This window comes from Corynebacterium sp. c8Ua_99, assembly GCF_039907185.1.
Lineage (GTDB): Bacteria > Actinomycetota > Actinomycetes > Mycobacteriales > Mycobacteriaceae > Corynebacterium > Corynebacterium jeikeium_D.
The window spans coordinates 1-24,204 of sequence record NZ_JASBOG010000019.1 but is presented as its reverse complement, the minus strand read 5'-3'; the positions used below and the strand labels follow the sequence as shown (position 1 = coordinate 24,204).

At 59.3% G+C, this 24,204-nt stretch carries 26 protein-coding genes; 24 read left to right on the top strand and 2 right to left on the bottom strand.

The genetic code is table 11. The features are described 5' to 3' along the window. Position 1 precedes the first annotated feature (1 nt). The 24 genes from QKE19_RS10035 to QKE19_RS09920 all read left to right on the top strand — a co-directional run bounded on the left by QKE19_RS10035 (position 2) and on the right by QKE19_RS09920 (position 22,737). On the top strand, positions 2–1,399 hold the full coding sequence (locus tag QKE19_RS10035; RefSeq protein ID WP_347890922.1) for a phage portal protein: 1,398 nt from the start codon (positions 2–4) through the stop codon (positions 1,397–1,399). Between the two features lie 40 nt (positions 1,400–1,439). Further along, on the top strand, positions 1,440–2,657 hold the full coding sequence (locus tag QKE19_RS10030) for a hypothetical protein (protein WP_347890920.1): 1,218 nt from the start codon (positions 1,440–1,442) through the stop codon (positions 2,655–2,657). Beyond that, entirely contained in the window at positions 2,650–3,018 is a 369-nt protein-coding gene (locus QKE19_RS10025; RefSeq protein ID WP_141739559.1) for a hypothetical protein, read from the top strand. The genes QKE19_RS10030 and QKE19_RS10025 overlap by 8 nt, the downstream gene beginning before the upstream one ends. Before the next feature lie 175 nt (positions 3,019–3,193). Then, complete coding sequence (locus QKE19_RS10020) at positions 3,194–3,706, top strand: hypothetical protein (protein ID WP_070767180.1); 513 nt, start codon at positions 3,194–3,196, stop codon at positions 3,704–3,706. 43 nt (positions 3,707–3,749) lie between these two features. Then, positions 3,750–4,112 (top strand): DUF2190 family protein, encoded by a 363-nt coding sequence (locus tag QKE19_RS10015; protein ID WP_083317204.1) that lies wholly within the window; start codon positions 3,750–3,752, stop codon positions 4,110–4,112. Between the two features lie 12 nt (positions 4,113–4,124). Further along, positions 4,125–5,036, top strand: coding sequence for a major capsid protein (locus QKE19_RS10010; RefSeq protein WP_347890918.1), 912 nt, complete (start codon positions 4,125–4,127; stop codon positions 5,034–5,036). 3 nt (positions 5,037–5,039) lie between these two features. Continuing rightward, complete coding sequence (locus QKE19_RS10005; protein ID WP_070437695.1) at positions 5,040–5,423, top strand: Gp19/Gp15/Gp42 family protein; 384 nt, start codon at positions 5,040–5,042, stop codon at positions 5,421–5,423. Then, entirely contained in the window at positions 5,417–5,761 is a 345-nt protein-coding gene (locus QKE19_RS10000; protein WP_070437692.1) for a hypothetical protein, read from the top strand. Before QKE19_RS10005 ends, QKE19_RS10000 begins: the two co-directional genes overlap by 7 nt. Then, complete coding sequence (locus QKE19_RS09995) at positions 5,762–5,998, top strand: hypothetical protein (RefSeq protein ID WP_053412714.1); 237 nt, start codon at positions 5,762–5,764, stop codon at positions 5,996–5,998. It begins immediately after the preceding gene. Beyond that, positions 5,985–6,383: a DUF3168 domain-containing protein gene (locus QKE19_RS09990; protein WP_070827818.1), complete on the top strand. Its 399-nt coding sequence runs from the start codon at positions 5,985–5,987 to the stop codon at positions 6,381–6,383. The genes QKE19_RS09995 and QKE19_RS09990 overlap by 14 nt, the downstream gene beginning before the upstream one ends. 56 nt (positions 6,384–6,439) lie before the next feature. Beyond that, on the top strand, positions 6,440–7,270 hold the full coding sequence (locus tag QKE19_RS09985; RefSeq protein ID WP_070827820.1) for an Ig domain-containing protein: 831 nt from the start codon (positions 6,440–6,442) through the stop codon (positions 7,268–7,270). A gap of 138 nt (positions 7,271–7,408) precedes the next feature. Next, positions 7,409–7,744: a hypothetical protein gene (locus tag QKE19_RS09980; protein WP_053412711.1), complete on the top strand. Its 336-nt coding sequence runs from the start codon at positions 7,409–7,411 to the stop codon at positions 7,742–7,744. 113 nt (positions 7,745–7,857) lie between these two features. Continuing rightward, positions 7,858–8,163, top strand: coding sequence for a hypothetical protein (locus QKE19_RS09975; RefSeq protein ID WP_347890915.1), 306 nt, complete (start codon positions 7,858–7,860; stop codon positions 8,161–8,163). A gap of 9 nt (positions 8,164–8,172) precedes the next feature. Next, entirely contained in the window at positions 8,173–14,385 is a 6,213-nt protein-coding gene (locus QKE19_RS09970; RefSeq protein WP_070827824.1) for a tape measure protein, read from the top strand. Continuing rightward, a complete protein-coding gene (locus QKE19_RS09965) occupies positions 14,385–15,500 on the top strand; it encodes a hypothetical protein (RefSeq protein ID WP_347890914.1) in 1,116 nt (371 codons plus the stop codon). Before QKE19_RS09970 ends, QKE19_RS09965 begins: the two co-directional genes overlap by 1 nt. Beyond that, complete coding sequence (locus QKE19_RS09960; protein ID WP_347890913.1) at positions 15,491–17,164, top strand: phage tail protein; 1,674 nt, start codon at positions 15,491–15,493, stop codon at positions 17,162–17,164. Before QKE19_RS09965 ends, QKE19_RS09960 begins: the two co-directional genes overlap by 10 nt. Then, positions 17,165–17,539 carry a DUF2744 domain-containing protein gene (locus QKE19_RS09955; protein ID WP_053412706.1) on the top strand — a complete coding sequence of 125 codons (375 nt, stop codon included), beginning with the start codon at positions 17,165–17,167 and terminating at the stop codon, positions 17,537–17,539. It begins immediately after the preceding gene. Beyond that, entirely contained in the window at positions 17,536–18,375 is an 840-nt protein-coding gene (locus QKE19_RS09950; RefSeq protein WP_347890911.1) for a hypothetical protein, read from the top strand. The genes QKE19_RS09955 and QKE19_RS09950 overlap by 4 nt, the downstream gene beginning before the upstream one ends. Further along, a complete protein-coding gene (locus QKE19_RS09945; protein ID WP_347890910.1) occupies positions 18,372–19,880 on the top strand; it encodes a hypothetical protein in 1,509 nt (502 codons plus the stop codon). The genes QKE19_RS09950 and QKE19_RS09945 overlap by 4 nt, the downstream gene beginning before the upstream one ends. Positions 19,881–19,883: 3 nt before the next feature. Next, positions 19,884–20,249, top strand: coding sequence for a hypothetical protein (locus QKE19_RS09940; RefSeq protein ID WP_347890909.1), 366 nt, complete (start codon positions 19,884–19,886; stop codon positions 20,247–20,249). Between the two features lie 47 nt (positions 20,250–20,296). Beyond that, complete coding sequence (locus QKE19_RS09935) at positions 20,297–21,538, top strand: peptidoglycan DD-metalloendopeptidase family protein (protein WP_154844014.1); 1,242 nt, start codon at positions 20,297–20,299, stop codon at positions 21,536–21,538. A 76-nt stretch (positions 21,539–21,614) separates the two neighbouring features. Further along, a complete protein-coding gene (locus QKE19_RS09930) occupies positions 21,615–21,992 on the top strand; it encodes a hypothetical protein (protein ID WP_347890908.1) in 378 nt (125 codons plus the stop codon). Beyond that, complete coding sequence (locus tag QKE19_RS09925; protein ID WP_347890907.1) at positions 21,976–22,377, top strand: hypothetical protein; 402 nt, start codon at positions 21,976–21,978, stop codon at positions 22,375–22,377. The genes QKE19_RS09930 and QKE19_RS09925 overlap by 17 nt, the downstream gene beginning before the upstream one ends. 6 nt (positions 22,378–22,383) lie before the next feature. Next, positions 22,384–22,737, top strand: a complete 354-nt coding sequence (locus QKE19_RS09920) for a hypothetical protein (RefSeq protein WP_347890906.1) — start codon at positions 22,384–22,386, stop codon at positions 22,735–22,737. A 153-nt stretch (positions 22,738–22,890) separates the two neighbouring features. On the opposite strand, the gene QKE19_RS09915 is transcribed toward QKE19_RS09920, so the two are convergent. Then, on the bottom strand, positions 22,891–23,298 hold the full coding sequence (locus QKE19_RS09915) for a hypothetical protein (RefSeq protein ID WP_347890905.1): 408 nt from the start codon (positions 23,296–23,298) through the stop codon (positions 22,891–22,893). Between the two features lie 58 nt (positions 23,299–23,356). Then, a complete protein-coding gene (locus tag QKE19_RS09910) occupies positions 23,357–23,818 on the bottom strand; it encodes a hypothetical protein (protein WP_347890904.1) in 462 nt (153 codons plus the stop codon). Positions 23,819–24,204 lie beyond the last annotated feature (386 nt).

The window sequence follows — 24,204 nt, the reverse complement described above, 5'->3', positions numbered from 1 at the left end:
TATGAATGAGTCTCAGGCACGTGACGCAATCCGTGCTCTTTTGCAGGACCACTCGGTGCAACGACAGCATTTCGATGAGATTAACCGGGCGGTGCAGCCGTGGTCAGATGCGGAAGCCGCGCGTCGTATGGATGTGGCGCAGGGGAAGAACTATCACCGTCATCTGCAGATTGCGAAGATGTCTCAGACCCCGTTTTTGGGGCTTGTGCTGGACACCTACGGGCAGTCACTCAAAGTTGAGAACTATTTCTCGGAAGGGTCGGTGCAGGCCAGGTCGTGGCACCACTGGCAGACCAACCGAATGGATGCGCGCCAAACCGGGCTGCATCGTGCAGCGCTGCAGTATGGCACTGCGTATGCGTCGGTGCTGCCGTCAACGCTCAACGGGGCGCGTATCGGCGTGCATTCACCCCGCCGGCTGGTTGCCCGCTACGGGGAGGACATGACGTGGCCGGATACCGGGGCGGCAACGCAGACGGAATTCCCGATTATCGCGATGGTCATCGACAACGGCCACCTGTGCCTTTACGACGAAGAGCGTGTTTACTTTTTCGGAGTCGAAAATGCACCGGATGAGCCGTTGGCGTGGCGGCAGCGCTACTACCTGTCCCCGGAGAACCTGCCGTTTATCGAATATCGGGAGCACAACGTTGGTGTGACGCCCATTGTCCGGTATCAGGACCGCATGATGGCTGCCGGCGAAGAAACCAACGGCATTATCGAGCACCTGCTCGCGTTGTCGGCCCGCATTGACCGCACTAACTACGAGCAGGGAGTCGCGCAGTACTGGGCAGCATTTAAGCAGCGGTACGTCACCGGTTGGGCTCCGAAGTCGGAGTATGAGGCGATGCGGCAGGCCATCAGTGACACGTGGACGTTTGCGAACAAGGACGTGAAGGTCGGCCAGTTCGATGAGACGGACCTGACGCAGTACATCAAGGCACGTGAATCGAGTGTGCGTGACTTCGCGGCGGTCGCCCAGGTTCCCGCACAGTCGCTCGGAGCGAATGCGATTTCCAATATTTCTGCTGACGGCCTGGCGGCGTTGGAGACGTCTAAGGATCGTAAGGCTTCTGAGATTCAAACCTCGCTGGGTGAGTCGCATGAGCAGATGCTGCGCCTGTGTGCGCATATTGCTGGCGATGAAGAAGAAGCCGGTGACTTCGCCTCTGAGGTCAAGTGGGCGGAAACATCGGCTCGTTCGTTTGCTCAGACGGTTGATGGGCTCGGCAAACTCGCCACCATGCTTGGTGTACCACCAGACGAGCTGTGGTCGGATATCCCTGGTTGGACGCATGAGCGCGTCAAGCGGGCTAGGGAAGCACAAGCAGGCCGCGGAAGCGGATTATTCGACGTTGACCAGCCGGACGGTGGTCAGGAACCGCAAACCGAACCATAACGGCATCACAACAATCGACATGCGGGGGAGGTGAAGGTACATGCCAACGCAGGACGCGAAACTCCGTGATATCGAACGCCGACTAGACCGCGACGTTGCAGCGAAGATTGATGAGTTCGGTGTGCCCATGGATACTGACGCGGTTTATGACATCACCGTTGAGTTGCACCCCATCGTCGTGAAATACCGACAGGAGGCCTACCGCGCCTACGTCGAGCAAATGGGGCGCGACATGGCGCAGCTCGGTTTAGAAGTAGCCCCAGCACGAATCCAAGGCTACGGCCCCCACGCCACCTACGACGCACTGGCTAGAGCAGCAGGATTCGGCGAGAAACCATCAAACATCATCCTCGAGCTCGTTGACGATGAGACCAAGGAACTCATCAAGAAATCCGTACCAGCCTTTGCATTCCCTAATCATCCGCGAGTCATCGAGCAGATGAGCGCACGCCTGACCCGCACCCTCATGCGCCATACCCTCAACGCCGGGCGAAAAGCAGTCGCAGACACCGCACGGCTCGGAAGAGTCCGCAACGCAACAACCAAACGCCCAATCGGACGCCGAATCGGCTACGCCCGAGTACTCACAGGACAAGAATCCTGCGCCTTCTGCGCCATGCTCGCCTCACGCGGCCCCGTCTACTCCGAAGACACCGCCACGCGCCGGGCTGATGGGCGTCGGTATCACGATGGGTGTGACTGTCGTGCGGTTCTTGTTATTGAGGGGCAACCGTGGGAAGGGGAGCAGGAGTTTCATCGGTTGCAAGCAGCCTGGCGGGAGGCAACATGGGAGGACGGGCGGCCTGTCGATAATCAGTGGAATCGGTGGCAAAAGGCGGTGCACTCAGGGAAAGTCAAGTTGAGGGCAACCAGTGAAACGCAAAGACAGGGAAAGTTAATTCTTAACGGAGTTAAGCCTGCTGCTCATGAGACGAAAACATACAATTTTTTGGTATCTCAGGGCCATGTTGTTGAGCTAATTCCGCGAAGTAATACTAGTAAAACTGCAGACTGCATAATCGACGGCATCAAGGTAGAGATAAAAGCTCCACAAGGAAGTGGTAAAGAAACCATCTATCAATTGGTGAGAAACGGCAGTAAACAAAGTGCGACTCTAATTATTGACCTCCATCGGTCTAGCATTCCAGTCGACGAAGCAATTCTCCAGGTAGATAGAGCGATGGCACGGTATACTCGAGTTAAGCAGGTAACTATTATCACTCGTGATCGGAAGGTGGTGAAGAAAACTCGTGGCTGACAGTACTTCTTTTGAATCTGATGCAGGAATTAGAGACGTAATTAATCTCTTCAAGCAAGTCGGAGAGTGCACCGCTCTTTCTGTTGATGAAGATGATGACTTGACATTTCGGTTTGGAACTCCAGGCGGGGCCTACGTCACTGCTTTCTGGGATTTGAAGCCGGATATCGACGAGTATGAAACCGTGGTCGATGTGTATGAGCAGTCAGACAAAGGGGCAGCTTCACGACTTTTTAAATATGTGGCTACAGCTTTTGATGATAAAGCCGTATTACGAGCACCTGATTCGGCAGAAGTTATTGCGAGAGCCAGTGGTGGCCATATCGTATGGGAAAACAATACAAGTAATGGTCTGAATTAAACACTTATGTATTTGAAAATACCGCTAATACGGTGAACTTTAAGTACTGCTAAATAGCCATGGAGTAGCCACATTTGCGGGAGTGCGAGTCCCCGCCATGGCACTACCCCGCACCACAAGAAGTGGTGGCGGGGTTTTCTTATGCCCGAAAACAGATTTACCCAGGAGGTAACTCATGTCGGAGGAAAACACCGCCACCGTAACCAGCGCCGAGCAGGTGGCGCACACCGGAACCCAGGAGGAACCGGGCAATACTGATGCGCAGCCCGTGCCCGAGCACTTCCGAAAGGAACTCGAGGAAGCACGACGCGAAGCAGCACGCTACCGCACCGAGCGCAACGAACTGCGCGCGGATGCGGAGAGTTGGCGCACACAGCAGGAAGCGGAAAAGACGGAACTGCAAAAGGCAACCGAGCGCCTAGCCAGCCAGGAGGAAGCAGTCAAGGCCCTGGAGGTCGAGAACACTCGCCTGCGCCTAGCAGCCCGCTACGGCATCGCTGAGGAAAACCACGATCTTCTGGGCTCAGGTAGTCCGGAGGAAATCGAGGATCGCGCTAAGCGGCTCGCAGCGATGCAGAAGGAGCAGACCCGACCACCGTCAAATACCCCGGTGGAGCAACTCGGTGCCGCAGTCCGTTCGGAGCCGGAAACTCCACCAAACGCATTTCCTGCAGGATGGCCAGTCTAAACCCGACTGGCCATTTTTCATTTCAACCTGATTGGAGGACGCAATGGCTTCCACGCCGATGCATTTCACCCCAGCAACCAACATCACCGGTAAGGCCCAGGGCGACATTGCCCAGGGCACCTTCGTCATCATCGCCGCCGCCATGGAAGGGCGTAACCCTGTCGTCAAGGCAGCTACCGCCGACGCTGATGCGTTCGGTGTCGCAGCACACGACGCCAAGGACGGTGAGCACTTCACCATCTACCGCCTCGGTATCTACGAGCTGGTCGCCTCCGGCGCTATCGCCGCAGGAGACAAGATCTCCACAGCCGCTGGCGGCAAGGCGAAGAAGGCAACCGACGGCCCCGTCGCCGGCATCGCTGTAACCAAGGCCGCTAACGGCACCGTAACGGTCGCCCTGAACTAAGGAGGAAACACAATGGCACGTGACCCAATGTTCCCGCTTTCCGGCCCCAACGTTGAAAACGGGGCTATCACCATCGACATGATGCTCAACGAGCCAACCCGCATCGACAACTATGCGGCACATCTGGTTGAGCGAGACCTCCTGTCGAAGGTCATCTTCGGCAACGTCACCACCACCGGCGGCGCGCTGCTGTTCGACCAGCTGGTCAATAACACGCCGACCGCAACCGACGAGCCAGGCATTGTCGCCCCTGGTTCTGAGTTCCCGGTGCTGCACACCCCGGATGGTGAGCCGGTTATCTCTCGTGTCCAGAAGACCGGTGGCAAGTTCGGTGTCACCGATGAGGCACGTATCCGCAATGATGCGATGCTGCTGCAGCGCAAGATTTCCCAGGTCTCCAACACCATGGTGAAGGATCTAGACAAGCGCGGCATTTCGGCGCTGACAGAGGCAATCGACAAGATCGACGGCACCCTGAGCGTGACATCTGGCGGCTGGGATAAGGCCGCCGAGGTCGCAGCAAACGCGAAGACCGCGAAGACCGGCGAGGGCGAAGTCATCAGCAACCTGCTGGACGCGCAGCTTGCTATCGAGCAGACTGACCTCGGCTACAGTGCTGACACTCTGGTGCTCAACCCGGTTGACGCTAAGAACCTGAAGCTGCTTCTCGGTTTCGCCAACTACCAGGAGATGCTGGCCACCTTCGGCCTGACTCTGCACTCCACCAACGCCATGAAGAAGGGCGAGGGTCTGGTGCTGCAGTCTGGCATGGTCGGCGTCATGGGTGTCGAGTCCCCGATCTCGACCGAGACGTGGCGTGACGCCTCGACTCAGACGACCTGGTCCCAGACCTGGGCGACCGTCGCGTTCGGCGTCACCGACCCGCTGGCCATGGTGAAGCTCAACGGCCTGTCTGCGGGGTAGCGTATGTTTGCCACCTCTAGGGACGTTCGCCTGCGGTGGCAGACCGCCCCCGCCACGGTCACAGATGACGCCATCGAGGCTGTTCTAGACGACGCGGACGCATGGCTGCGGGCAAGCTACCCGCAAATCCCGGCTACCCCGGACGAGAATCTTCGGAAGGTTCTCGCGCTGGTGTCGGTGTCTATGGCGAAGCGAGCGCTGGCCGCAACTGACCGAGGCGGCATCACGCAGCAGCAAGCCACTGCGGGGTCGTTCTCGCAGTCCACCTCGTGGCGGAATCCGGACGGAGACTTGTTCCTTTCCGGCCAGGAACGGCAGATGCTGGAATCCGCGTTGCAGGATTTCAGCGCTGACCGGGCAGTGAGTATGGAGGCAACCGGATGGTAGCGGACGTATTTCCCTGCACGATTCCTGTGACGGTGCACCGCCACGAAGACGGGGCAACAGACCCGTATGGCAACCCTCTTCATCGCTACACCAAGGACAAGGTCATGGTGTTTGCGGTGCAAAAAGGCGGCACACCGGCAGTCACCGCGTCGCACCCTGAGGCCGCGGAGTTTGATGCGGTGGTCTACGCCCCCGTGGAAGCTGGCATCACCGACCGTGACCGCATCGAGGTCGATGGAATGGTCTACGAGCTGGCCGCCCCGCCGGGGAATTGGGAATCCAACCCGTGGTTTTCGCCGGGCCTGGTCGAGTGCCGCTGTAAGCGAATGGAGGGCTAGATGAAAATCAAGTACAACATTAAGGCATTTGAGGAGATTCGTCGCCTGCCCGCAGTGGCGGCAGAGGTTGACTCACGTGCCGCGCGTATCGCTGACGCCTGCGGCGACGGGTACGAATCCAGCCCCTATGAGGGCAAGTCTCGTCACCGCGCATCGGTCATCACGACTAACTACAAGGCTGCTCGCGATAACGCGAAGAACAACACGCTATTGAGGAACATCAATGCGGGAAGCTGACCCACAAGCCCAAAAAGCGTTTATCGACCTGCTGCACAGAATCTGCGGCGGTATTCGAGTGAGCACTCGGTACCCGCGGCAGCCGAAGTTCCCTCATGTCGTGGTCACGCGGGTTGGAGGGGCGACACCGAACCGTATCACCGATGCGGCAACGATGTCGGTCCAGGTCTATGCAGAAACGGAATACGAAGCCGAGCAGGTTGCCGGGCTGATTCGCCAGGCGCTCCGCAGTGAGTCGTGGAAGGGCATGCGCCTTTCCGGCCACAGGGTGCGGGGGTGGCGGGAATACGCTGCGCCACAGCGGTTCCTCGACCCCGACCGGGAAAACCTGGTGCGGTTTCAGTATTCCGGCCAGCTCCTCATATCGCTGCTGACTAACCAGTAACCAACTTAAGCCCTGCGCGTCGCGTGGGGCTTTTCTCATGCCCCAAGGAGGCAAAAATGGCAAACGTCAACAACATCACGTCAACCAACCCCGGCAAGAACGGTGTGCTGTTCCGCGCACCGCTGAACACCGCCCTGCCGGAAGACACCATGTCCGAGCTTGACCCGGCATTCGCTGATCTCGGCATCGTCGGCGAGGACGGCCTGACTCAGGCCATTACTCGTGATACCGAGGACAAGAAGTCTTACGGCGGCGATATTGTCTACACGCTTCAGACCGACTACGGCCAGGAGCTCACCGCCACGCTCTATGAGTCCGCCAACATTGACGTACTCAAGACCGTCTTCGGTGACGACAATGTCCAGGAGACAAGCGAGGGCTTCAAGGTTCTGCACAACAAGAAGAAGCTGCCGCGCTCCGTCTTTGTTGCTGAGCACCTGACCGACCAGGGCACCAAGCGCCAGGTCATCCCGATTGGCCAGGTTGTCAACCTGGGTGACATTCAGAACACTCACCAGGACATCGTGATGTACGAGGTCACCACCAAGTGCTTCCCAGATGCCGACGGCAACGTGATGTACGAGTACTACTCGATCAGCACCGCCGACGGTGAGGTAGCACAGTTCGGTATCACCACCGCTGTGATTGCCCCGGCAACCCAGGGCAAGGCGTACACCGCCACCCTGCAGGCATCCGGCGGTGACGGTAACTACAAGTTCACCGCAGTCGGCTCCCTGCCGGCAGGCCTGACTCTCGCTGAGAACGGCAAGCTCTCGGGAACCCCGACCGGCTCCGGTGAGGAGTCCTTCACTGTCCGTGTCGCCGACGGCGCTGGCGCCACCGCGCAGCGCACCCTCACCCTCAAGATCAACCCGACGGAGTCCTAACCGTCGTTCTCACCCCAGGCCACTGTGTGTCGTCAGCTTTTCATGAGGGGTTCAGCTGACGACGGCCTGGGGTGAACCCACCAAACCCCTCATGTAACCCCTCCAGATTTTTTCTAACTCTTATTAAGGAGACCCCTCATGGCTTTCGAATTCGTACCAGCATGGGACGCCCGTACTCAGTTCACGTGCGAAATCCCGACCAAGGACGGCAAGTCGAAAACCTTCTCTGTGCCGCGCATGGAGTTCATCGACGATGAGACCTACGCGACGTTCGCCAAGTGGTTTAAGGACAACCCAGACGACAAGCTCCTGGAAGACGGCCGCCGACCGGTCAGCGAAGCGTTCGACTTCTTCATCACCGAGCTGGGTATCGACGACGCACAGTGGTTCGTTGACAACCTCGTTTTCGGTGAAAAAGTCCAGCTGTGGAATGAGTGGAATCGACTCACTGATGTTCCGCTGGGGGAATCCTAGTCCTGGCCGGGCTTCTACACCGACCAGGGTTTAAAACCGCGCTGACCTACGATCTCATCGAGAAAGGGCGCTCCATTCACCAGCTCGGAAGCCCAGCATTGTCGTGGGCTGAGGTGAAAGCGTTCCTCGCATGGGCGCCGGAAGGAAGCGCGGTCAGGCGTCTTGATGACCCGCTAGCGGAGTACAAGGCGCCGCAAAACCAGCTGTTGATGAACACCATCGACACGCTGGCATGGGCGAACTGGCAACGAGCGCGGAGGAAGACTGCGCCGAAGCCACGCCCAGTTATCGACCAGCTGAAAGAAGCTGTCGAGCGGCAACGACGCGCCAAGAATGGCCCGAAGAATGCTGCCGAACTGCAAAATACCCGCGCTGAACTCGCACGCCGGAGGAAACTCCAGCGGCAAAACAAGCCCTAGGAGGACGCTATGGCCGTCGAAATCGCAGCTGCCTATATCTCCATTATCCCGGAGACCAGCAAAATCGCCCCGGGTATCAACAAGGCGATGGGTGGGGCGGAAAAGTCCGCGTCGAAGTCGGGCGAATCGATGGGCCAGAAGCTGTCTTCCGGCATGGGCAATGCCCTGAAGAAGTCGGCTGTTGGTGTCGGTGTGGCCGCTGGCGCTGCCATTGGTGCCGGGCTGACCAAAGGTATTGGCAGGTTGAACGGTATCGAGCAGGCGGAAGCCAAGCTCCGCGGCCTCGGCCATTCTGCGTCGTCTGTGGGGTCCATCATGGACAACGCGCTGGCGTCGGTGAAGGGCACCAGTTTTGGCCTGGAGGAAGCCGCCACCGCTGCCGCAGGCGCTGTCGCAGCTGGTATTAAGCCTGGCCAGGAACTCGAGCGCACCTTGAAGGTCGTTGGCGATACCGCCACCATCGCGGGCGCGTCGATGGGTGAGATGGGCCAGATTTTCAACTCTGTCGCAGCCCGCGGCAAGCTGCAGGGCGACGACATGATGCAGCTGCTTTCCCGCGGCGTTCCTGTCCTGCAACTCCTCGGGGAAGAACTTGGTAAGACCTCTGCAGAGATCAGCGACATGGTCACTAAGGGGCAGATTGATTTCGCGACGTTCCAGAACGCTATGGAACGTGGCATGGGCGGCGCTGCGCTTGAAGCGGGTAATACCGTCGAGGGCGCGTTCCGCAACATGGGCGCTGCGGCCGGCAGGCTCGGCGCCACTATCGCAGGACCATTTTTCAACCAGGCCGCCGGCGGTTTCAAGGGTGTCACCGACGCGCTTGATGCGATGAACGCGCGCGCTAAGCCGGTCATGGAAACGTTCGATGCCTATCTGACGTCGACAGTGGTGCCCGGGCTACAGAATCTCGCCAGTTCGGCGGTGGATGCGTTTCAAGCATTCATGCATTCTGCGACTGTTGCCCGCACGACTGAGGTGTTCCGTCAGTTGTGGGAGGCCGGTAAGGGGCTTGCTCCGTCGTTGGTGAGCATTGGTGCGTCTGCGGCACAAGCTGCCGGTGCGCTCGGCGTGGGTACCTGGAACCTGTTCTTGACTGCACTGCAGACCACTGCCGTCGCGGCAAAGGCGTTGACCCCGCCGCTAGAGGCGATTTCGTCGTTCATGGAGTCGCACCCAGCGGCCGTGACTGCAGCCGTGGCAGCCTGGGCAGGCTTTAAGACGTTGCCGGGTGTGGTCGGCAAGGTCACCGATGCGGTGACGAAGCAGAAGACCGCTATGGCTGAGTCCCGCTCGTCGATGCAGCAAGGCGTTAAGGATATCCAGGCCTACTACCGTGCTAGTGGGCAGGAAATCACCAAGTTTGAGGCGCAGCTGCAGTACCTGGGCACATCCTCGAATCAGGCTATCCAGAACATGGCACGCGGCTATGAGCGTGGCTCGGTGTCGCTGCTGAAGATGGCCAAGGCGCATAAGACCGCCGCTGTTGAAGCGCGCATCAACGCCATGTGGTCTAAGGACGCTTTCACCACTATCGACTACATGGCGCAATCCGTCGGCCATAAGGCCGCGGCTAGCCTGCAGCGGTTCGGATCTGTAGCCGGTGGCATCGCTGGCGCTGGCCTGCAGACCATGAAGGCCGGAGCCAAGGGCATCATCAACCTGTTTGGCGGACCATGGGGAGCAGCGTTGGCTGCCGGCACTGCAGTCGTAACGACGCTTATCGCAGAGACCCAGAAGTACAACCGCTTCCAAGACGAGGCTGCCCGCTCCGCCACGCTTGCATCCAGTGCGTTCCGCGATATGTTCAGCGCCATGGCTTCCGGCGGCGACGTTGTCGCTGCAATGGGCAGCAGCGTTCAGGATGTGCAGTCGCATCTGGAGCAGCTGGCCAGCAACGGCCCGGGCTGGATGTCCCGCGTCGGCATTGCCGTCAACGAGGCGGGGCACAACATCGGTAAGGCCATGGGAACTATTTCCCAGGAGACAAAGTTCGCTGATGAGCAGTGGCGTGATTCTTCGGATTCGGCTGGCCGCGCTGCGGAAGCTATTAAGCGGCTTGGCCTGTCTAATGAGGAGCTTGCCCAGCAGCTGACGGGTTCGTCTGCCCAGTTTGAGGCTTTCAAACGGAAGCTGATTGAGTCTGGTGAGGGTGGCGCTGAAGCTGCCGCGCAGATGCAGAAACTGCGTGATGAGTACAACCGCGCGCAGGGTTCACTCGATCGTGTGGGGCCGGCTGCTGCGAATGCTGCTGCGACGATTGAGGAACTTGCCGGTAAGACCGGTGACGCGGGCGAGCGGGCTAACAAGCTGCGTCGTGCGTTCATGGAACTTGCTGGCGTGGAACTGTCGGCCGCTGACGCATCGGCGGAACTGACGAAGGTCGTGGACCAGGTGTCCGGCAAGATGGAAACGTTTGCTGGCGCCACCATGAAGGCCAATGGCCTGCTGGACACGACGACAACAGCGGGCGCTGCAGCCCACAATGAGCTGCAAACTCTTGGTGACACCATGGCCGACAGCGTCGCGGCTGGCAATGACATCAAGGATGTGTGGGCGCAGTCCTCCGGTGTGCTGGATAGCCTGCAGCAATCGCTGGGCATGACTGACGCCGAATTCCAGAAGCTGCTCAAGGCCTACCAGATGACGCCGGAGCAGATTCAAACGATTGTGGATCTCAAGGCCGACCGGGCGAATATGGAGCTCGCGACGGTAGCTGCGAAGTTCAAGGAGCTGGACGGTAAGTCTCTCGAAACAAGATTGATTGTTAGTGACGAGGGTGCTCGCAAGAAGCTCGAAGACTTTGGCATGAAGGTCAAGGTCGTCGACGAGCAGACCGGCGAGGTCACCATCACCGCCAAAGATGAGCAGGCAGTTGCCCGCTACGACTGGTGGGTCAACCACGGAATGCCGGACATGGACGGTAAAACCGCCCAGATGGACGCATTTCTCAACACCGACCAGGTCAAGGTGTCCTCGGAAGAGGCACGGTCGATTCTCGACCAGCTGGACGTGTCGACCACGAACCCGACGGCGCACCTCATCATGGATGAGTTCCGCCGCGACGGTGAAATCGCCCGTGGCGACCTTGAGTGGCTGTCGACCATGTCAGCTAACCCCAAGGTTGACCTCGACACGATTCTGCTGGATGCCAAGACCGGCACGGTCAATACGACCATTGACAACCTGAATGGTAAGACTGCTCGGCCGAAGGCAGACCTCGACGCCAGTGCGCTGTTTGCAACCGATGATTTCGCTAAGGCGCAGCTTTACACGCTGGATTTGAAGCGTCCGATGCCGTGGGCCAGCATGAACATCGACGGCCTGAATGCGCAGCACATTGATGCGTTGAACAAGGTTGGCCTGCTCGATGGTCAGCGCCCGACTCCGGCAGCAAACCTCAACATTGCGGATTTGACTGCGGAGCAGCAGATCGCAATCGCCCAGATTTTCGACCTGGACTCGCAACGCCCCACGCCGCTGGCTGACCTGACTAAGGACCAGCTGGACGTGAAGGTTGAGGATGCGAAGCGCAGGCTGCAGGAAGTTCACGACAAGAAAACCGAGCCGAAGGTCAGCGCAGAGACGCGCGCGGCAATCGAGAAACTTGGTGGTGTCAAGGACCTCCTTGGGAAGCTGGTTAGTAAGACCATCTTCATTGACGTGTTCCGCCGCGACCACAAGTCCGGTAACAGTCATGGTGGGCGTTTCGCTCGAGGTGGGCGCTACCCACGCTTCGCGCACGGTGGCACCTACCGCGATGCACTGTCCACCAAGGACCGGCCACATGACGGTTACCGACTACCCACCGCCGGGCCAGGCACCAACGAAGTCGACGGGTTCCTGGCCTACGACTCATACGGCATGCCGGCAGCACGCCTCGACGCCGGTGAGTGGATCATCAACCGCCGCAGTTCCGCGAAATACGACAAGGAACTGCAGCAAATCAACAACGGGACGTTCCCGAAGTTGCCGGGCTACGCCGACGGCGGAGTTTTCGACGACATTATCCACGCCGAAACGCCACCAACCGCGCAGGAGTATCGTGCGTTGGTTGACGGCAAGATGGTTCGTGGCGTGCAGGCGGAGCGGCCACTCGACGGCGCGCCGTACGAGAATTTCCCGAATCGTCGTGGCGCGTGGGGTGACTGCTCCTACACGCAGGGAATTCTGGCGGCCTTCGGTCTTGGCATGGACCCGTGGCCGCGTAAGTTCTCCACCAGTACGCAGCTGGCGTGGCTGCAGCAGCACGGTGCGAATATTGGTATCGGGCCTGCGGGTAGTTTCCGTATGGGCTGGTACGACAATGGTGGCGGACAGTTCGGCCACACCTCCGGTACTCTGCCGGACGGCACCAATGTTGAGATGGGTGGTGGCCCGGGTGGCGGCAAGGTTGGCCCCGCAGCAGCAGGGTTCAATCATCCGCAGTACACGCACCACGCGTGGATTCCAGCTGGAAGCGGCACAACAGCCGCATCTAGCGCAGCGGAAGCGCCGGACGAAACGAACACAGGCGATGAACTGGCACCATCAGCTACAGCGTCATCGTTTGAGTCCGACCCTGACGTCGCACCACTGTCTCCTGCTGCATCTGCATCCGCAGACTCTCTGCAGGCCACCCCACCCGGTGGCGACTCACTGTCCGGCTACGCCGGCAGCGTCGTGGCGGCTTTCGTCTCCGGCCATATCGGTGACGCTCTGCAGATTGCTGGGTTCCCTGACCAGATACCTCCGATTTTCAAACTTGGAAGTGTGTGGTTCCAGGCAGTCAACGGTGGGGCTGAAAAGCTCCTCAACTACCGTAAAAACGACGACGCTGTTGTCGAAGCCGGGAAAACAACCGAAGCATTGCCGGAGGGCCAGCAGGCCGCGCCGGGCGCTGACGGTTCGGTAATCGATGAGGGCAGCCTCGAGGAGGCAGTCGATTCTGCGGTCGAATCCCCGGATGTGCAAGGGGAGGAGGCAGAACAGCCGGAAGAGAAACTTTCGGGTGTGGATGCGGTTAAGGCCGCAGTCAAGAAGTCCCTGAAGGCGTTTGGTTGGGATACCGGTGAGCAGTTCGACTCGATTGATTTCATTGTCGAGCATGAGTCGAATTGGGACCCGAATGCGGTGAACCCGTCATCGGGTGCGTTTGGTCTTTTCCAGCTGAACCCAGCGTCGGGCACTCTGCAGCAGTACCTGCCGGATAGGTCACCTGACCCGGAAAAGCAGGGTGAGGCGGGTGCTCGGTATATCCAGGACCGGTACGGCACACCTGTTGCTGCGGCCGAGTTTTGGCGTGCCAACAATTGGTATGACTCTGGTGGCCGCGCCACCGGTGTTGGCCACATGCTCAAGAACACCATCAAGCCCGAGCGCGTGCTTTCGCCGGAGCAGACGAAGGCGTTTGAGGACCTGGTGTACAACCAGATTCCTGCGATGCAGGACACCCAGCCGCAGGGGCAGCCGCCGCAGCCAGCGGAGCAGCCACAGGACGCGGCAACGGTGACTGGCCAGGAGCCGGAGAAGACACAACCTGAGCAGGCGACTGGCTCGCTAGAGAACATGGTCAACGAGGCGCTGCCGATGGTCATGGCCCAAAACAGTTGGGCTGACGCGGCGAAGCTCGTGACATCCTCAGCGGTCAGTTTCGCCGGGAACATGGCGACGTCTGCGGCCTCGGGGCTGACAGACTCCGTGTTCTCCGCGGGCATGTCAGCGCTCGGCATGGCGGGCACGCCGACCATCGGCGCGCTGGTGGGTTCTGCCACCGCACCAGTAACCGGGGCGCTTGGCCCAGCAGGTGGCGCGGCAGCCGGTATGGCCGCAGCACCGCTGGGAGCCATGCTGGGGCAAGTCATGCCTATGACCCCCGGTGACGTTGTCGGAACAGCTGGCGGGGCAATGACCGACCTGGCCGCGTGGTACTCCGGCGAAGTCGCATGGGGCGTGACGAACGCGTTCGAAGAGTACTCGAAGGACATTTTCGGAAGCGTGCTTCTGCCGTTCCAGGACATGAAGCAGATCGTGGAAAACCCGGTCGGATACATGGCGCAGCAAACCGGCCTGGAAGCGCCATTAGCTATCGCCCAAGAGCATCTGGGGCCAGCGATGTCTGCAGTTAGCCCTGATGGTGCCGCCGTGGTCAACAACTTCATTGCCAATGACACCGACGGCATTTTCGCGAAGTACCGCGTGGAGCAGGCCAAAGCATCGGCCGGAAAGATTGGAGTGCATTAATGGATGACATTCAGGAATTCGGCCTGACCGTTATGGGCTGTGACGGCAGTATGTGGCCTATCCATGGCCCGGAGTCATGGGGCAGGAATGTTCGCCTGATGGAGGGCGACATGGGCGAGTTTTACGAGCCGCCAATCAAGACGGTTCATAAAGCCAGGGTTGGGCAGCCAGGCAGCAGCTATGTGGGCTCGAAAACCATGGAGCGCCATGTCGTGTTGAATGTGGACTTTTTCGGCGAGGATTGGGCGCATGACAAGTCACGGTTCATGCGCGCGTTCGCCCCGGATAAGGACACGAAGCTTGCTGTCACAACCCCCATGTCCGGCAAGCGACTCCTGACAGTCCGCCTGGAAGAGGGCCCGAAGTATTTGGATAATCGTGACCCTTTTTCGCTGGCGGCTGCGTCGTACCAACTGGTCGTTATCGCCCACGACCCGTTTTACTACGAGCCGGTGCCATTTCGGCACAAGTTCGTATTCAACGGCTCGAACTGGGCGGGCGACGGCATCACCGTCAACAATCATGGCGATGTTGAGTCGTGGCCGCAGTGGGTGCTGACCTCCCCGGCGAAGTTTGGTCTTCCAGACCAGCCTATCGGTGAGGCTTTTGACACTGACCGCATGATTTTCATGCCCTTCCAGCCGGCCGGCCGCACCATGCTGGTTGACACTAACCCTGGTGTGGAGATGGTTGTGGCCAACGACGACACCCAGGCGTGGGCTGATTTGAATGGCCAGTTTTTCAAGCACCCAATCCCACCAGGAACCCCGGACACCAGGCTGCCGGTGTATGTTGACCCGTTCCCGCTGCTCGATATTCCGCTGCCGTACCAGTGGCGCATGTGGATTGCCCAAAAGCTCCGCGAGCTAGTGAAGGCAATCGGTCTGGATAAATTCTTGGCAATCACTCCGGAGGAAATCGGGAAGAAGATTTCCGAATGGATGAAGGGAACCATCCCTGACTGGGTGCCGATTCTCTCTGATGATCTCATTGCAGATTTCACCGGCGACATGATTGCCTACGGAATCCGCCAAACGTACGGTTCCTTCGCCAACATCGCCGGTGCGACTGCGGAAATCAGAATCCCAAGGAGGTGGCAATCCCCATGGCTGTGACCGTGCAAGGCGCATCGGATGAGCAGCTCGACGATATTTACGAGCAGGCTATCGCCGCGCGGGAAGAACGGCGTCGCCGCCGTGATGAGCCGCCGCTTATCCGGATTTGGGAAAACAAAACGGTCGGCATGGTGCTCCGCGGTGTGGTGGCCGCCGAGTACGCGGGCTTTTTCGAGATCGAGGTGAATGAGACAGCCCCGGCGCAGATCGTTCTGCCTTTTGACCATCATCTGGCGAAGTTCTGCTGGGAGCGCCGCAAGCGTGAAAAACAAAACGTGGTGCTAACCGTTGACGCCGCGGGGGAGCGGTGGGGCGGCCTGATGAGTAACTGCACCCTCACGCAAGACGAGGATCTAGCCCGAACCGTCACCGTCGACTTTGTTCACGACTATGAGATGTTTAAGCATCTTCCGTGCTGGGCGAATCCGCTTTCCCCGCCAGCGCTTCAGATTCCTAATGCGTGGTCGCTTTTTGCAAACGCAATCTGGGGGCTAAAGGTTACGCTTTTCGCCAATCTTCTTCGGCTCAACGGGTCGCTCTGGCAGCTCCCGGATGACCCTCTCGACCCGGAGTCCTGGGTGGCGACGCTGGACTACAAGCGCTGGCAGATGGTGGTCAAACCGTCACTGCTCACCACAGACACCAGCCCGCTGCGGTACATCCACTCGGAGTTCGAAAACTTCCACGACGTGGCTAAACCAATCTTGGAAGACTGCGGGCTGATGGTGACGTGCCGCCGGTGGCTGATAGGCGACCCGCAGCCGTGGCCAGGCGCTGGGCTGAAACGCAACGGCCAAATCGTCGTCGACATCGTGGACAAGTCCGGCTGGTACGGGCAAACCTCCACTTTCGGCAAGATTGGTTCCGGACTCGTCCGCACTGGCCTGGAAATCGCCGATAACCTCGTCGACGAAACCCGCATTATCCTGGATAAACCACGCCGAGCACCGCAATACAGCGTCTCCGGGTTTTTGGGCGTCGCCCCTGAGCAGCCCTGGGTTGTCTACCGCACTAACGGCAAGGCCAGCACCGTCAACAGCGTGTCCGCCAGCTACAAGCCTGCCTCTGTTGCGCAGGTCACGGTCGGTGGTAAATCTGCCCCGGGGGTCAATGAGCTCATTAGTGCGAACATCAAGCTGATTTTCAACATCATGGGCTCGTTCATTCTCCAACCAGCGCTCGGCTCTGTTGTTGAATCAATCATCCGCCCGTGGTTTGAAGACCGGCTCTTGGCGTGGATGAGTATCAAATCTCCGCTCCGGTCGAAGAAGCTCGGTTGGGCGCACTTTCCAGAAAACGTCGTCCATCACTCCGGGCAGGCCTACACGTTGTCGGCGCTGCTGGCGATGAGGAACGAGTTCCGCGATACCAACGAACAATGGGCTTTCGAAGTCAACATCGGCGACGGCGCGCCCTACCTTATCGGCGCGCCGGGCTTTGGTCATTGGACGATTGGTGACCGTATTGGCTGTGAGGAGCCGGGAGCAGATGACGGCTACGTGCAGGTGCTGCAGTGCCGCAAGCTTCGCCTTGAGTGGGATGCGGATACTCCGAAGGAGTGGACGGCAACGTTGGGTGTGCCACCGTTGCGTGACCCGGTCGAGTGGGCGGTTGACCAAATTAATATTGTGACGTCGAGTTTTAAGAAACATGGGTGGCTGTAAATGAGTTTGCCAACGCTGGAAACAACTTATGACAAGGATGACCCGACACAGTTCATGCTGTGGGCGTGGGTGAAGCTCACTACCGGTAAGGGGGATTTCGGGGTTCCGGAGGAAACGGCCGCTGAGCTTTCGCAGATTTTTTGGCGCCGCGGGTTCCGCCATCATCCGGAGCTGCAGATGGAGTTTTATAAGCCTCCGTTTGATGGGGCTGGGTGGTGGCAGGGCCAGGCCGGTCTGTGGTTGCCGGCTGATGAGCCTGGCGTGCCGCCGGAGGATGTGGTGTCGAGGCCTGCAGAAATTGACGTGATCATGGCGGCGCTGACACCTGAACAGAAAACAGCGCTCCGCAAGAAACTGCATGAGGAGGGACAATGACGACGCCAGAACCGAAAGACTATGGAGTGCCAGCCGGTGCGATGCGCCCGGGTGACCTGGGGAAGCTGCAGAACATTAACGGCGACTCCATTAATTGGGGGCAGTTGACTGGTATCACGGCAGCGGCAGAGGAAGCCCGCAACGGGTTCCTGCAGGGGTTGCGATCTATGGTGATGAAACCTTTGCTTGATATTTTCAGCGGCAAGAAACCAAAAGGGTGGGAGGACGTCTCGGCTGCTTTCCAGGATGGGCAGTTGAAGCTGACAAGCCGGGTAGATCTGCTTGATGGGCTGCGGGGTTATTGCTCTGCGTATCAGTCGCTCAACATCACGTCTCGGGGGTCGAGTGGTAGTGAGCGAGTGCGGCGGCTGCCGTTTGATAAGCAGATTGGTCCACATAAGGGCGCGCATATTGACCGAGTTCGGCAGGGCATTGTGTTGGATGAGCCAGGCGCATGGTTGGTATTCGTTCAAGCCAAGTGTGACCAGACTGGTTGGCTTCCGGGGCCTGGTGAAACGGACGGTTCTTCTGTCACGCTGCGCGTTTACACGCCGGATGGGCAGGAGTTTTCGAAGCACACCACCGCATCTGTATCAGGAAAATTCGAAGACTCACTAGTCATTATCCGGACGGTAGTAGTCCCTGAGCCCGGTTATTGGATTGATGTGAAGTGTTGGTCTTCGCGTTGGCGTTGGTGGCTCGGTGGTACGGAGTTCTCCGCGTTGACCGTCGTAAAGCAGGATTCACGTCTTGATAACTCTGGCGAAGTGACTGTTCCGAATGAGGATGCGGTGATTCCTGAACCTACTAATCCGGATACGGAGGTTGAGCCATGACGGTTTTAATTGGCGATGTGAAGGATGTGGGGCTCGCCCCTACGGAAGGCACGGTTACTGTTTTTTCGACGGTGACGCGTCGGGCTACGGATACGTCGGGGATTGTGACTCGTGAGCGTCGTGACTATGTGTTGTCCGCTGGCCGGTTTAGGACTGGTGAGCTTGATCCTGGTCGGACGACGGTTGAGCTTGTGGCACCCGGGGTTTTCGAAAACTGGACGTTTGATTTGCCGACGGATGGCACTGTGTCGCTGGCGGATATGATTGAGAATTCTGAGGAGTACAAGCCGTCTAGTGCGGTGGTGAATGCTGCGCAGGCGGCTGCTGCTCAGGCTGAACTCTCTGCTCAGCGTGCGTCGGGGTTTGAGTCTGGGGCTGAGCGTGCCAGAGATGAGGCCGTGGCTGCGCAGGCCTCGGTGCAGCGCGTTGTTGATGGTTCTCTGGCGCTGGTGCGTGGCGAGTTCACTGACCTCACCGACCGGGCGGAGTCGGCGGCTGACCGTGCAGAGCAGGCGCGTGACACTGCTGCATCTTCGGCTGAGGGGGCTGCTGGTTCTGCCACCTCCGCGAAGGAAGACGCTGACCGGGCGGAAGCTGCCGCTGGTAAGGCCGCGACTACCGCAGCTGACCAAGCACGCGCGGAGCTTGCAGGGTTCGCTCAGGCTGCGGCGCAGTCGGAGCAGAATGCGGCGGGTTCGGCGTCGGCGGCGCAGGGTTTCGCTGAGCGCGCGGGGGTGTCTCAGTCTGCGGTGGCTACGGTTGCTGGCAGGGTTGAGTCTGATCGTGTGCGTGCGGAGTCTGCTGCGCAGGGCGCGGAGGCGTCGCAGTCGGCTGCTGCTGGTTCGGCGGAGTCGGCGCGGAATGCTGCGGACGCTGCTGGTGGTGCGCGTTTGGGGGCTGAGGAGGCTCGTGATGTGGCGTTGCAGGCTGCGGAGTCTGCGCAGGTTGGCGCGCCGGAGGACGGCTGGCCGCGTGAAGCACTGTCGCAGCCGGTGCGTGATTCGTTGACGCGGGCTGATAACGCGCTCACGACGGTTCCGCGCGCTACTTCGCAGGTCGCGGGTGGCGTGCAGCTGGCCGGTGACCTGTCGGGTACGTGGGACGCACCGACGGTTCCGGGGTTGGCTGACAAGCTGGACAAACAGCCTGTGTCGGAGTCTGTGACCGCTGGTTCTCTGGTACAGCGAACCGGGGGCGGGCAGGTGAAGGCTGCTACCCCACAGGCTGCCGATGACGCGACCACGAAGGCGTATGTGGACGGGATTCTCCCGAAATACGAGTATGACTACAATCCGACTCCGTTGACGATGGCGCTGCGTACTGGCACTGGCACGATGCGTGTTGGTGACGCGGTGGGGGCGAAGGACGCGGTGACGAAGGCGCAGTTGGATGCGCTTGCGGCGCGTGTGGCGGCGTTGGAGTCCAGCGCGGTCACGTCCACCACCTACCGGGCTATCGCCCGTGGTACTGGTTCGCGTTCGGACACTATCTACATCCAGGAGTAGCCCATGCCGATTTTGAACAAGGCCAAGGGTGTGTACCGTGGCCGGGCGCTAGTGCAGTTTGTGCGTGTTGCTGGTCGGGTTATCTGGCAAGCCAGGAAAATCGTGGGCTGGAACAAAATCGCCGGGCCATTCACCGCTAGTAGCGTGAGTAATTCTAAGTCAAAAATTGAATTTGACGCGCTTTCTAAAGACGAATTCAATCCAATCGCCACGATGGAGGATATTTGGTTGCGGATTAACGGCAAGTACTACGAAGTGGAATCGATGGACGCCAGGAGCTCCGGGAATGAAATCTATCTCAAGGGGGAAACAAAGAATGTAATCAGTAGGGGAGATAGTTTCGAGATTTTCCAAGCCAAATACGGCTAGCCCCCACAGCGGGGCTTTTTTCATACCCAAACAAGGGAGGAAACAGCATGGCACGCTACCACCCACTAGCCGAAGGAACCGGCACCCTCAGCTCCGGCTATGGGCCACGCTGGGGCACCCACCACAACGGCCAAGACTACGCAGCGCCCCTAGGCACACCTATCTACGCAGTCGCAGACGGCACCATCATCGAAGGCCGCGACCGGGCACCCGGCAGTGTCACCGGATTCGGAAACTGGGTCTGGCAAGACTCACAAGCCACCTGCGGCAAGGACTTTATCTACGGGCACATGCGCCACGCAGACATCCTTGTCCGCAAAGGCGACCGAGTGAAAGCCGGGCAGCTCATCGCCCGCGTCGGCAACGAAGGCCAATCCACCGGCCCACACCTCCACTTCGAAGTGTGGGGAGCACCGGGGCGCATCGGCGGGAAACACGAAAACCCCACCAACTGGCTGGCAACCGCTGAATGGCTGAAACCAACAACCACCGCAAAAAAGGAGGAAACCATGTCAGACAACGCTGTAGACATCGACAAACATCACCTCATCAGCTTTGGTAGGTCAACACCCCTGCCGAAGAAGATCATCATCGTTCACACTACGGAGAACGCTCCGGGCACGTCCTCGCAGACAATCCTGGACTACCAGGTGCGCACGCGCACAGGTTCGTATCACCGACTCGTAGATGCGACTGGAAAAATTACGCTCGCCAATACGGATGATTGGCAAACGTGGTCAACGGGCAATAAGGGAAATGACATCGCGTTGCATGTGTCGTGTGTGGCGCAAGCGAAAATGACCCGCGAGCAATGGCTCGCCCAACCGAAAATGCTGGAAGGTGTCGCCAGGGTTATCGCGCATTGGTCGAAGAAGTACGGCATCCCGCTGGTGAAGCTCTCACGCCAGGAACTCGGCGCAGGCAAGCACGGTGTCGCCGGGCACCTCGAAGCACAGGTATGGGGCAACACCACACATTGGGATCCCGGCTACCACTTCCCATATGACGTGGTTCTGAAGCGGGCAAAGGAAATCAATGAGGGTAAATCAGCCCCGGCTGTGTCGGTTCCGCCTACACCGGCTCCGAAGGCTCCGATGACGTTGGATACCCCGTGTAAGTCACATGTTGCAGGCTCTAAGCATGTTGCGCCGTTGGCGGATTACATCATGTACATCGACCGTGGCGTGTATGAGGGGCGGCATCAGATTGACCAGGTTCTTGCTGCTACGGAACGCATCGAGAAGCAGAACGCGGAGATTCTGGCGCTGCTGAAAGAACAGAACAAGTAAGCACCCCACCGGGGTGCTTTTCTTTTGCCCGCGTCGACCGGCGTGGGCATTTTTCATACCCAAAAGGAGAAACATCATGGAAACCATCAAGAACGCAATCCCCGCTAGCGCACGCGGCACCGCATACGCAATGGTCGCGGCTATCGCCCCCGCACTTATCGCGTGGGGTGTCCTCGATGAAGTGAAGGCAGCAGCCGTGGTGGGTGTGCTCACGGCTGTGGTGACGCTGGTGTTCGCCGTCGTTCACTCCACGTCGAACCCGCGCACCGCTATCTACCTGCTACTCGCAGCACTCACCACCGCCATGACCGCCTGGGGCTACGGCACCGACCTCCAATGGGAATCCCTGCTCGCCATCGTCGCCCCCGCCCTCGGCGCAGGTGTCGCAGCCGCCAACACCCCAACCCACGATGATTACGTAGGGGAACACCGCGCCGATGAAAATAATCACTAACCCCCGCATACTCTCCGCATTCTGGGCAGCATGGGCATGGCTTGCAGCAGCAGCCTACTGGGGCACAACCCCATCACAGCTTGACCCAGTAGCACGCCTAGTCCCGGGGCAGCATATTTTCCTCGTCTGGGTTGCGACCGCCACCGTGCTGACGCTCGGCACCGTATGCAGGCACCGGACGATAGGGCGCTGGGCGCGCATCACAGGACTCATCATCACCACCTGGCTGCTGCTCGCCTGGGCAACCGCCTACATCTACGAAGGCATCACCGAACACAGTCGCATGTGGGTGTCCGGGAAAAACTATGCCTTCCTTGCCCTCGCAGCAATGGCCACCAGCCCCATCATGGGACGCAACACCCGGAGCCGACATGAAAAGGAGTAGCCCCACATGGACCCCACGATCATCGTTGGGCTACTCGCCCTCGCAGGCACCGCTGTCACCGCGTACGGTGCCTACGCTGGTAAAAAAGGCGACAAGCAAGGCGCATTCACCGATGACCTGATGCAGCGCGTCACCGACCTCGAAAAAAGCATGAAAGAACTCCGCACCGAGTTCGACGCCGAACGAGGACTCCGCATCCGCTGGGAAAACCACGCCTGGGACCTCAACCGCGCACTGAAACGAAGCCTCGACGCGCTCTACGAAATCGCCACCTGGATAGGAGCCGGAGCGAAACCACCACCACCAGACGTGCGCCAAACAATCGAGGAGATTGAGGAAGCGATTAAGAGCATTGACTAGAGGTTTGCCCCTGCTGGCCACACGGCCGGTGGGGGCACCTTTTTCATGCCCGGAAACAAGAAAATCCCCGCACAAGGCGGGGACAACGCAGCCCCTCACAAGAAAACCGGAACATCCCCAATGACCTAGGGGAAACGGGCTACAGCACGAACACTACCTATTCTTCTTTATTACATACACCTGATTCCTGGACACCCCACCATCGCGGGCAATATCCACCACAGGCAACCCAGCCCGCAACAGCGCCCGGATAAGCTCATCGCGCTGCTCAGCCAGGCGTGACCGCTCATCGTCCAGGTCGGTGATGCGCCGGGCAACATCCCGAAGCTCATCAGCAGCAGCGCCCGGGTCGATGACATCGTCCTCCCCCTCAACCCAGTAGATCGTGTCGAGGACAAAACAAGAGTTCATATCGGCGTTGCGGAGCACCTGCCCCCACTGGGCGGCGTTCGGGTCGAGGTAGCGGGAAGCATAAGCCCCGTCGCCGTACTCGCGGTCGATGATCTCAGCGAGGGTGGGGCCGGTGTACTCGTGCCCTGCGATGCAGGCGGTGATGGTCATGGTGGTTTCCTTTCGTGGTGTGCGCGTTGGTGCCATGCGTGCCCCGGCATAGAGGGGGCTAGGCGAGGAGGTACTGTTCCCAGGTCATGCCGTCGATGCTGACCGGGGCCTTGGTTTCGCAGCCGTCGATGTGGCCGTCCTCGTCGACACCAGCATTCTTGATGGCTTCTGCCCAGCGTGCGAGGTGGTCGCGGTCGATGTACTCGTCCGGGTTTTCGCCCCGGATGTGGCCGTTTTCGTAGGGCAGTGCGCCGGTGATGCTGCGCTCGGTGCCAAGCAGGTCTTGGAGCATCCAGTCGATGCCTTCTGAGCGGTGGATGTCGGTGTGGTGGGCGTTGATGAGGCGTGCCCAGTTCTTGCCGAAGCGTTCGGTGTTGGTTTCGCGGCTTGCGGTGAAGACTCGGCGGGAGTGGCCGTTGGCCTTGCAGATGCGCTGCATGGTGATGTGGATGCGGCGGGTGGAGAGGACTCGGCCTGCGTTGGTGAGGATTGCTTCGGTGTTGATTGTGTTGGTGGTCATTGTTTTGTTCCTTTCCCTTGCTTACATCTCCATTCTATGTCATGTGTATGTGTATGTAAAGCCGTATTACACATAATGTGGCGAACATCACAATATAGGATGTTAGGGAGTGCTCTCTACCTAGCCCCGTCCCGCATCCGTCCCGCAAAAAACGCCCGAGCCGTCAGATTCCACATAGCCACCAGACCCCACATAGCCCACCTACCAGCACAAACACAACCACCACCACAAACAACCAAATCACCCAGATCTACGAGGGCACTAACCAGATTTGCCGCATGGTCGCAGGTCGCCAGATTCTCGCAGACGCACAGAAGCGCTAATCACCAGCGTAAACGCTAAGCCCTCGCTACCAAGGCGGGGGCTTTTTCATGCCACCGCATCAC

What these genes read in the sequence shown, in the direction of transcription:
- QKE19_RS09935 (WP_154844014.1), top strand. Translation starts at nt 20,297, where the DNA reads ATGGCACGCTACCACCCACTAGCCGAAGGAACCGGCACCCTCAGCTCC.
- QKE19_RS10010 (WP_347890918.1), top strand. Translation starts at nt 4,125, where the DNA reads ATGGCACGTGACCCAATGTTCCCGCTTTCCGGCCCCAACGTTGAAAAC.
- QKE19_RS09950 (WP_347890911.1), top strand. Translation starts at nt 17,536, where the DNA reads ATGACGACGCCAGAACCGAAAGACTATGGAGTGCCAGCCGGTGCGATG.
- QKE19_RS09915 (WP_347890905.1), bottom strand. Translation starts at nt 23,298, where the DNA reads ATGACCATCACCGCCTGCATCGCAGGGCACGAGTACACCGGCCCCACC.
- QKE19_RS09910 (WP_347890904.1), bottom strand. Translation starts at nt 23,818, where the DNA reads ATGACCACCAACACAATCAACACCGAAGCAATCCTCACCAACGCAGGC.
- QKE19_RS09960 (WP_347890913.1), top strand. Translation starts at nt 15,491, where the DNA reads ATGGCTGTGACCGTGCAAGGCGCATCGGATGAGCAGCTCGACGATATT.
- QKE19_RS10030 (WP_347890920.1), top strand. Translation starts at nt 1,440, where the DNA reads ATGCCAACGCAGGACGCGAAACTCCGTGATATCGAACGCCGACTAGAC.
- QKE19_RS09955 (WP_053412706.1), top strand. Translation starts at nt 17,165, where the DNA reads ATGAGTTTGCCAACGCTGGAAACAACTTATGACAAGGATGACCCGACA.
- QKE19_RS09985 (WP_070827820.1), top strand. Translation starts at nt 6,440, where the DNA reads ATGGCAAACGTCAACAACATCACGTCAACCAACCCCGGCAAGAACGGT.
- QKE19_RS09990 (WP_070827818.1), top strand. Translation starts at nt 5,985, where the DNA reads ATGCGGGAAGCTGACCCACAAGCCCAAAAAGCGTTTATCGACCTGCTG.
- QKE19_RS10005 (WP_070437695.1), top strand. Translation starts at nt 5,040, where the DNA reads ATGTTTGCCACCTCTAGGGACGTTCGCCTGCGGTGGCAGACCGCCCCC.
- QKE19_RS09945 (WP_347890910.1), top strand. Translation starts at nt 18,372, where the DNA reads ATGACGGTTTTAATTGGCGATGTGAAGGATGTGGGGCTCGCCCCTACG.
- QKE19_RS09995 (WP_053412714.1), top strand. Translation starts at nt 5,762, where the DNA reads ATGAAAATCAAGTACAACATTAAGGCATTTGAGGAGATTCGTCGCCTG.
- QKE19_RS10020 (WP_070767180.1), top strand. Translation starts at nt 3,194, where the DNA reads ATGTCGGAGGAAAACACCGCCACCGTAACCAGCGCCGAGCAGGTGGCG.
- QKE19_RS10015 (WP_083317204.1), top strand. Translation starts at nt 3,750, where the DNA reads ATGGCTTCCACGCCGATGCATTTCACCCCAGCAACCAACATCACCGGT.
- QKE19_RS09965 (WP_347890914.1), top strand. Translation starts at nt 14,385, where the DNA reads ATGGATGACATTCAGGAATTCGGCCTGACCGTTATGGGCTGTGACGGC.
- QKE19_RS10035 (WP_347890922.1), top strand. Translation starts at nt 2, where the DNA reads ATGAATGAGTCTCAGGCACGTGACGCAATCCGTGCTCTTTTGCAGGAC.
- QKE19_RS09920 (WP_347890906.1), top strand. Translation starts at nt 22,384, where the DNA reads ATGGACCCCACGATCATCGTTGGGCTACTCGCCCTCGCAGGCACCGCT.
- QKE19_RS09930 (WP_347890908.1), top strand. Translation starts at nt 21,615, where the DNA reads ATGGAAACCATCAAGAACGCAATCCCCGCTAGCGCACGCGGCACCGCA.
- QKE19_RS10000 (WP_070437692.1), top strand. Translation starts at nt 5,417, where the DNA reads ATGGTAGCGGACGTATTTCCCTGCACGATTCCTGTGACGGTGCACCGC.
- QKE19_RS09980 (WP_053412711.1), top strand. Translation starts at nt 7,409, where the DNA reads ATGGCTTTCGAATTCGTACCAGCATGGGACGCCCGTACTCAGTTCACG.
- QKE19_RS09940 (WP_347890909.1), top strand. Translation starts at nt 19,884, where the DNA reads ATGCCGATTTTGAACAAGGCCAAGGGTGTGTACCGTGGCCGGGCGCTA.
- QKE19_RS09925 (WP_347890907.1), top strand. Translation starts at nt 21,976, where the DNA reads ATGAAAATAATCACTAACCCCCGCATACTCTCCGCATTCTGGGCAGCA.
- QKE19_RS09970 (WP_070827824.1), top strand. Translation starts at nt 8,173, where the DNA reads ATGGCCGTCGAAATCGCAGCTGCCTATATCTCCATTATCCCGGAGACC.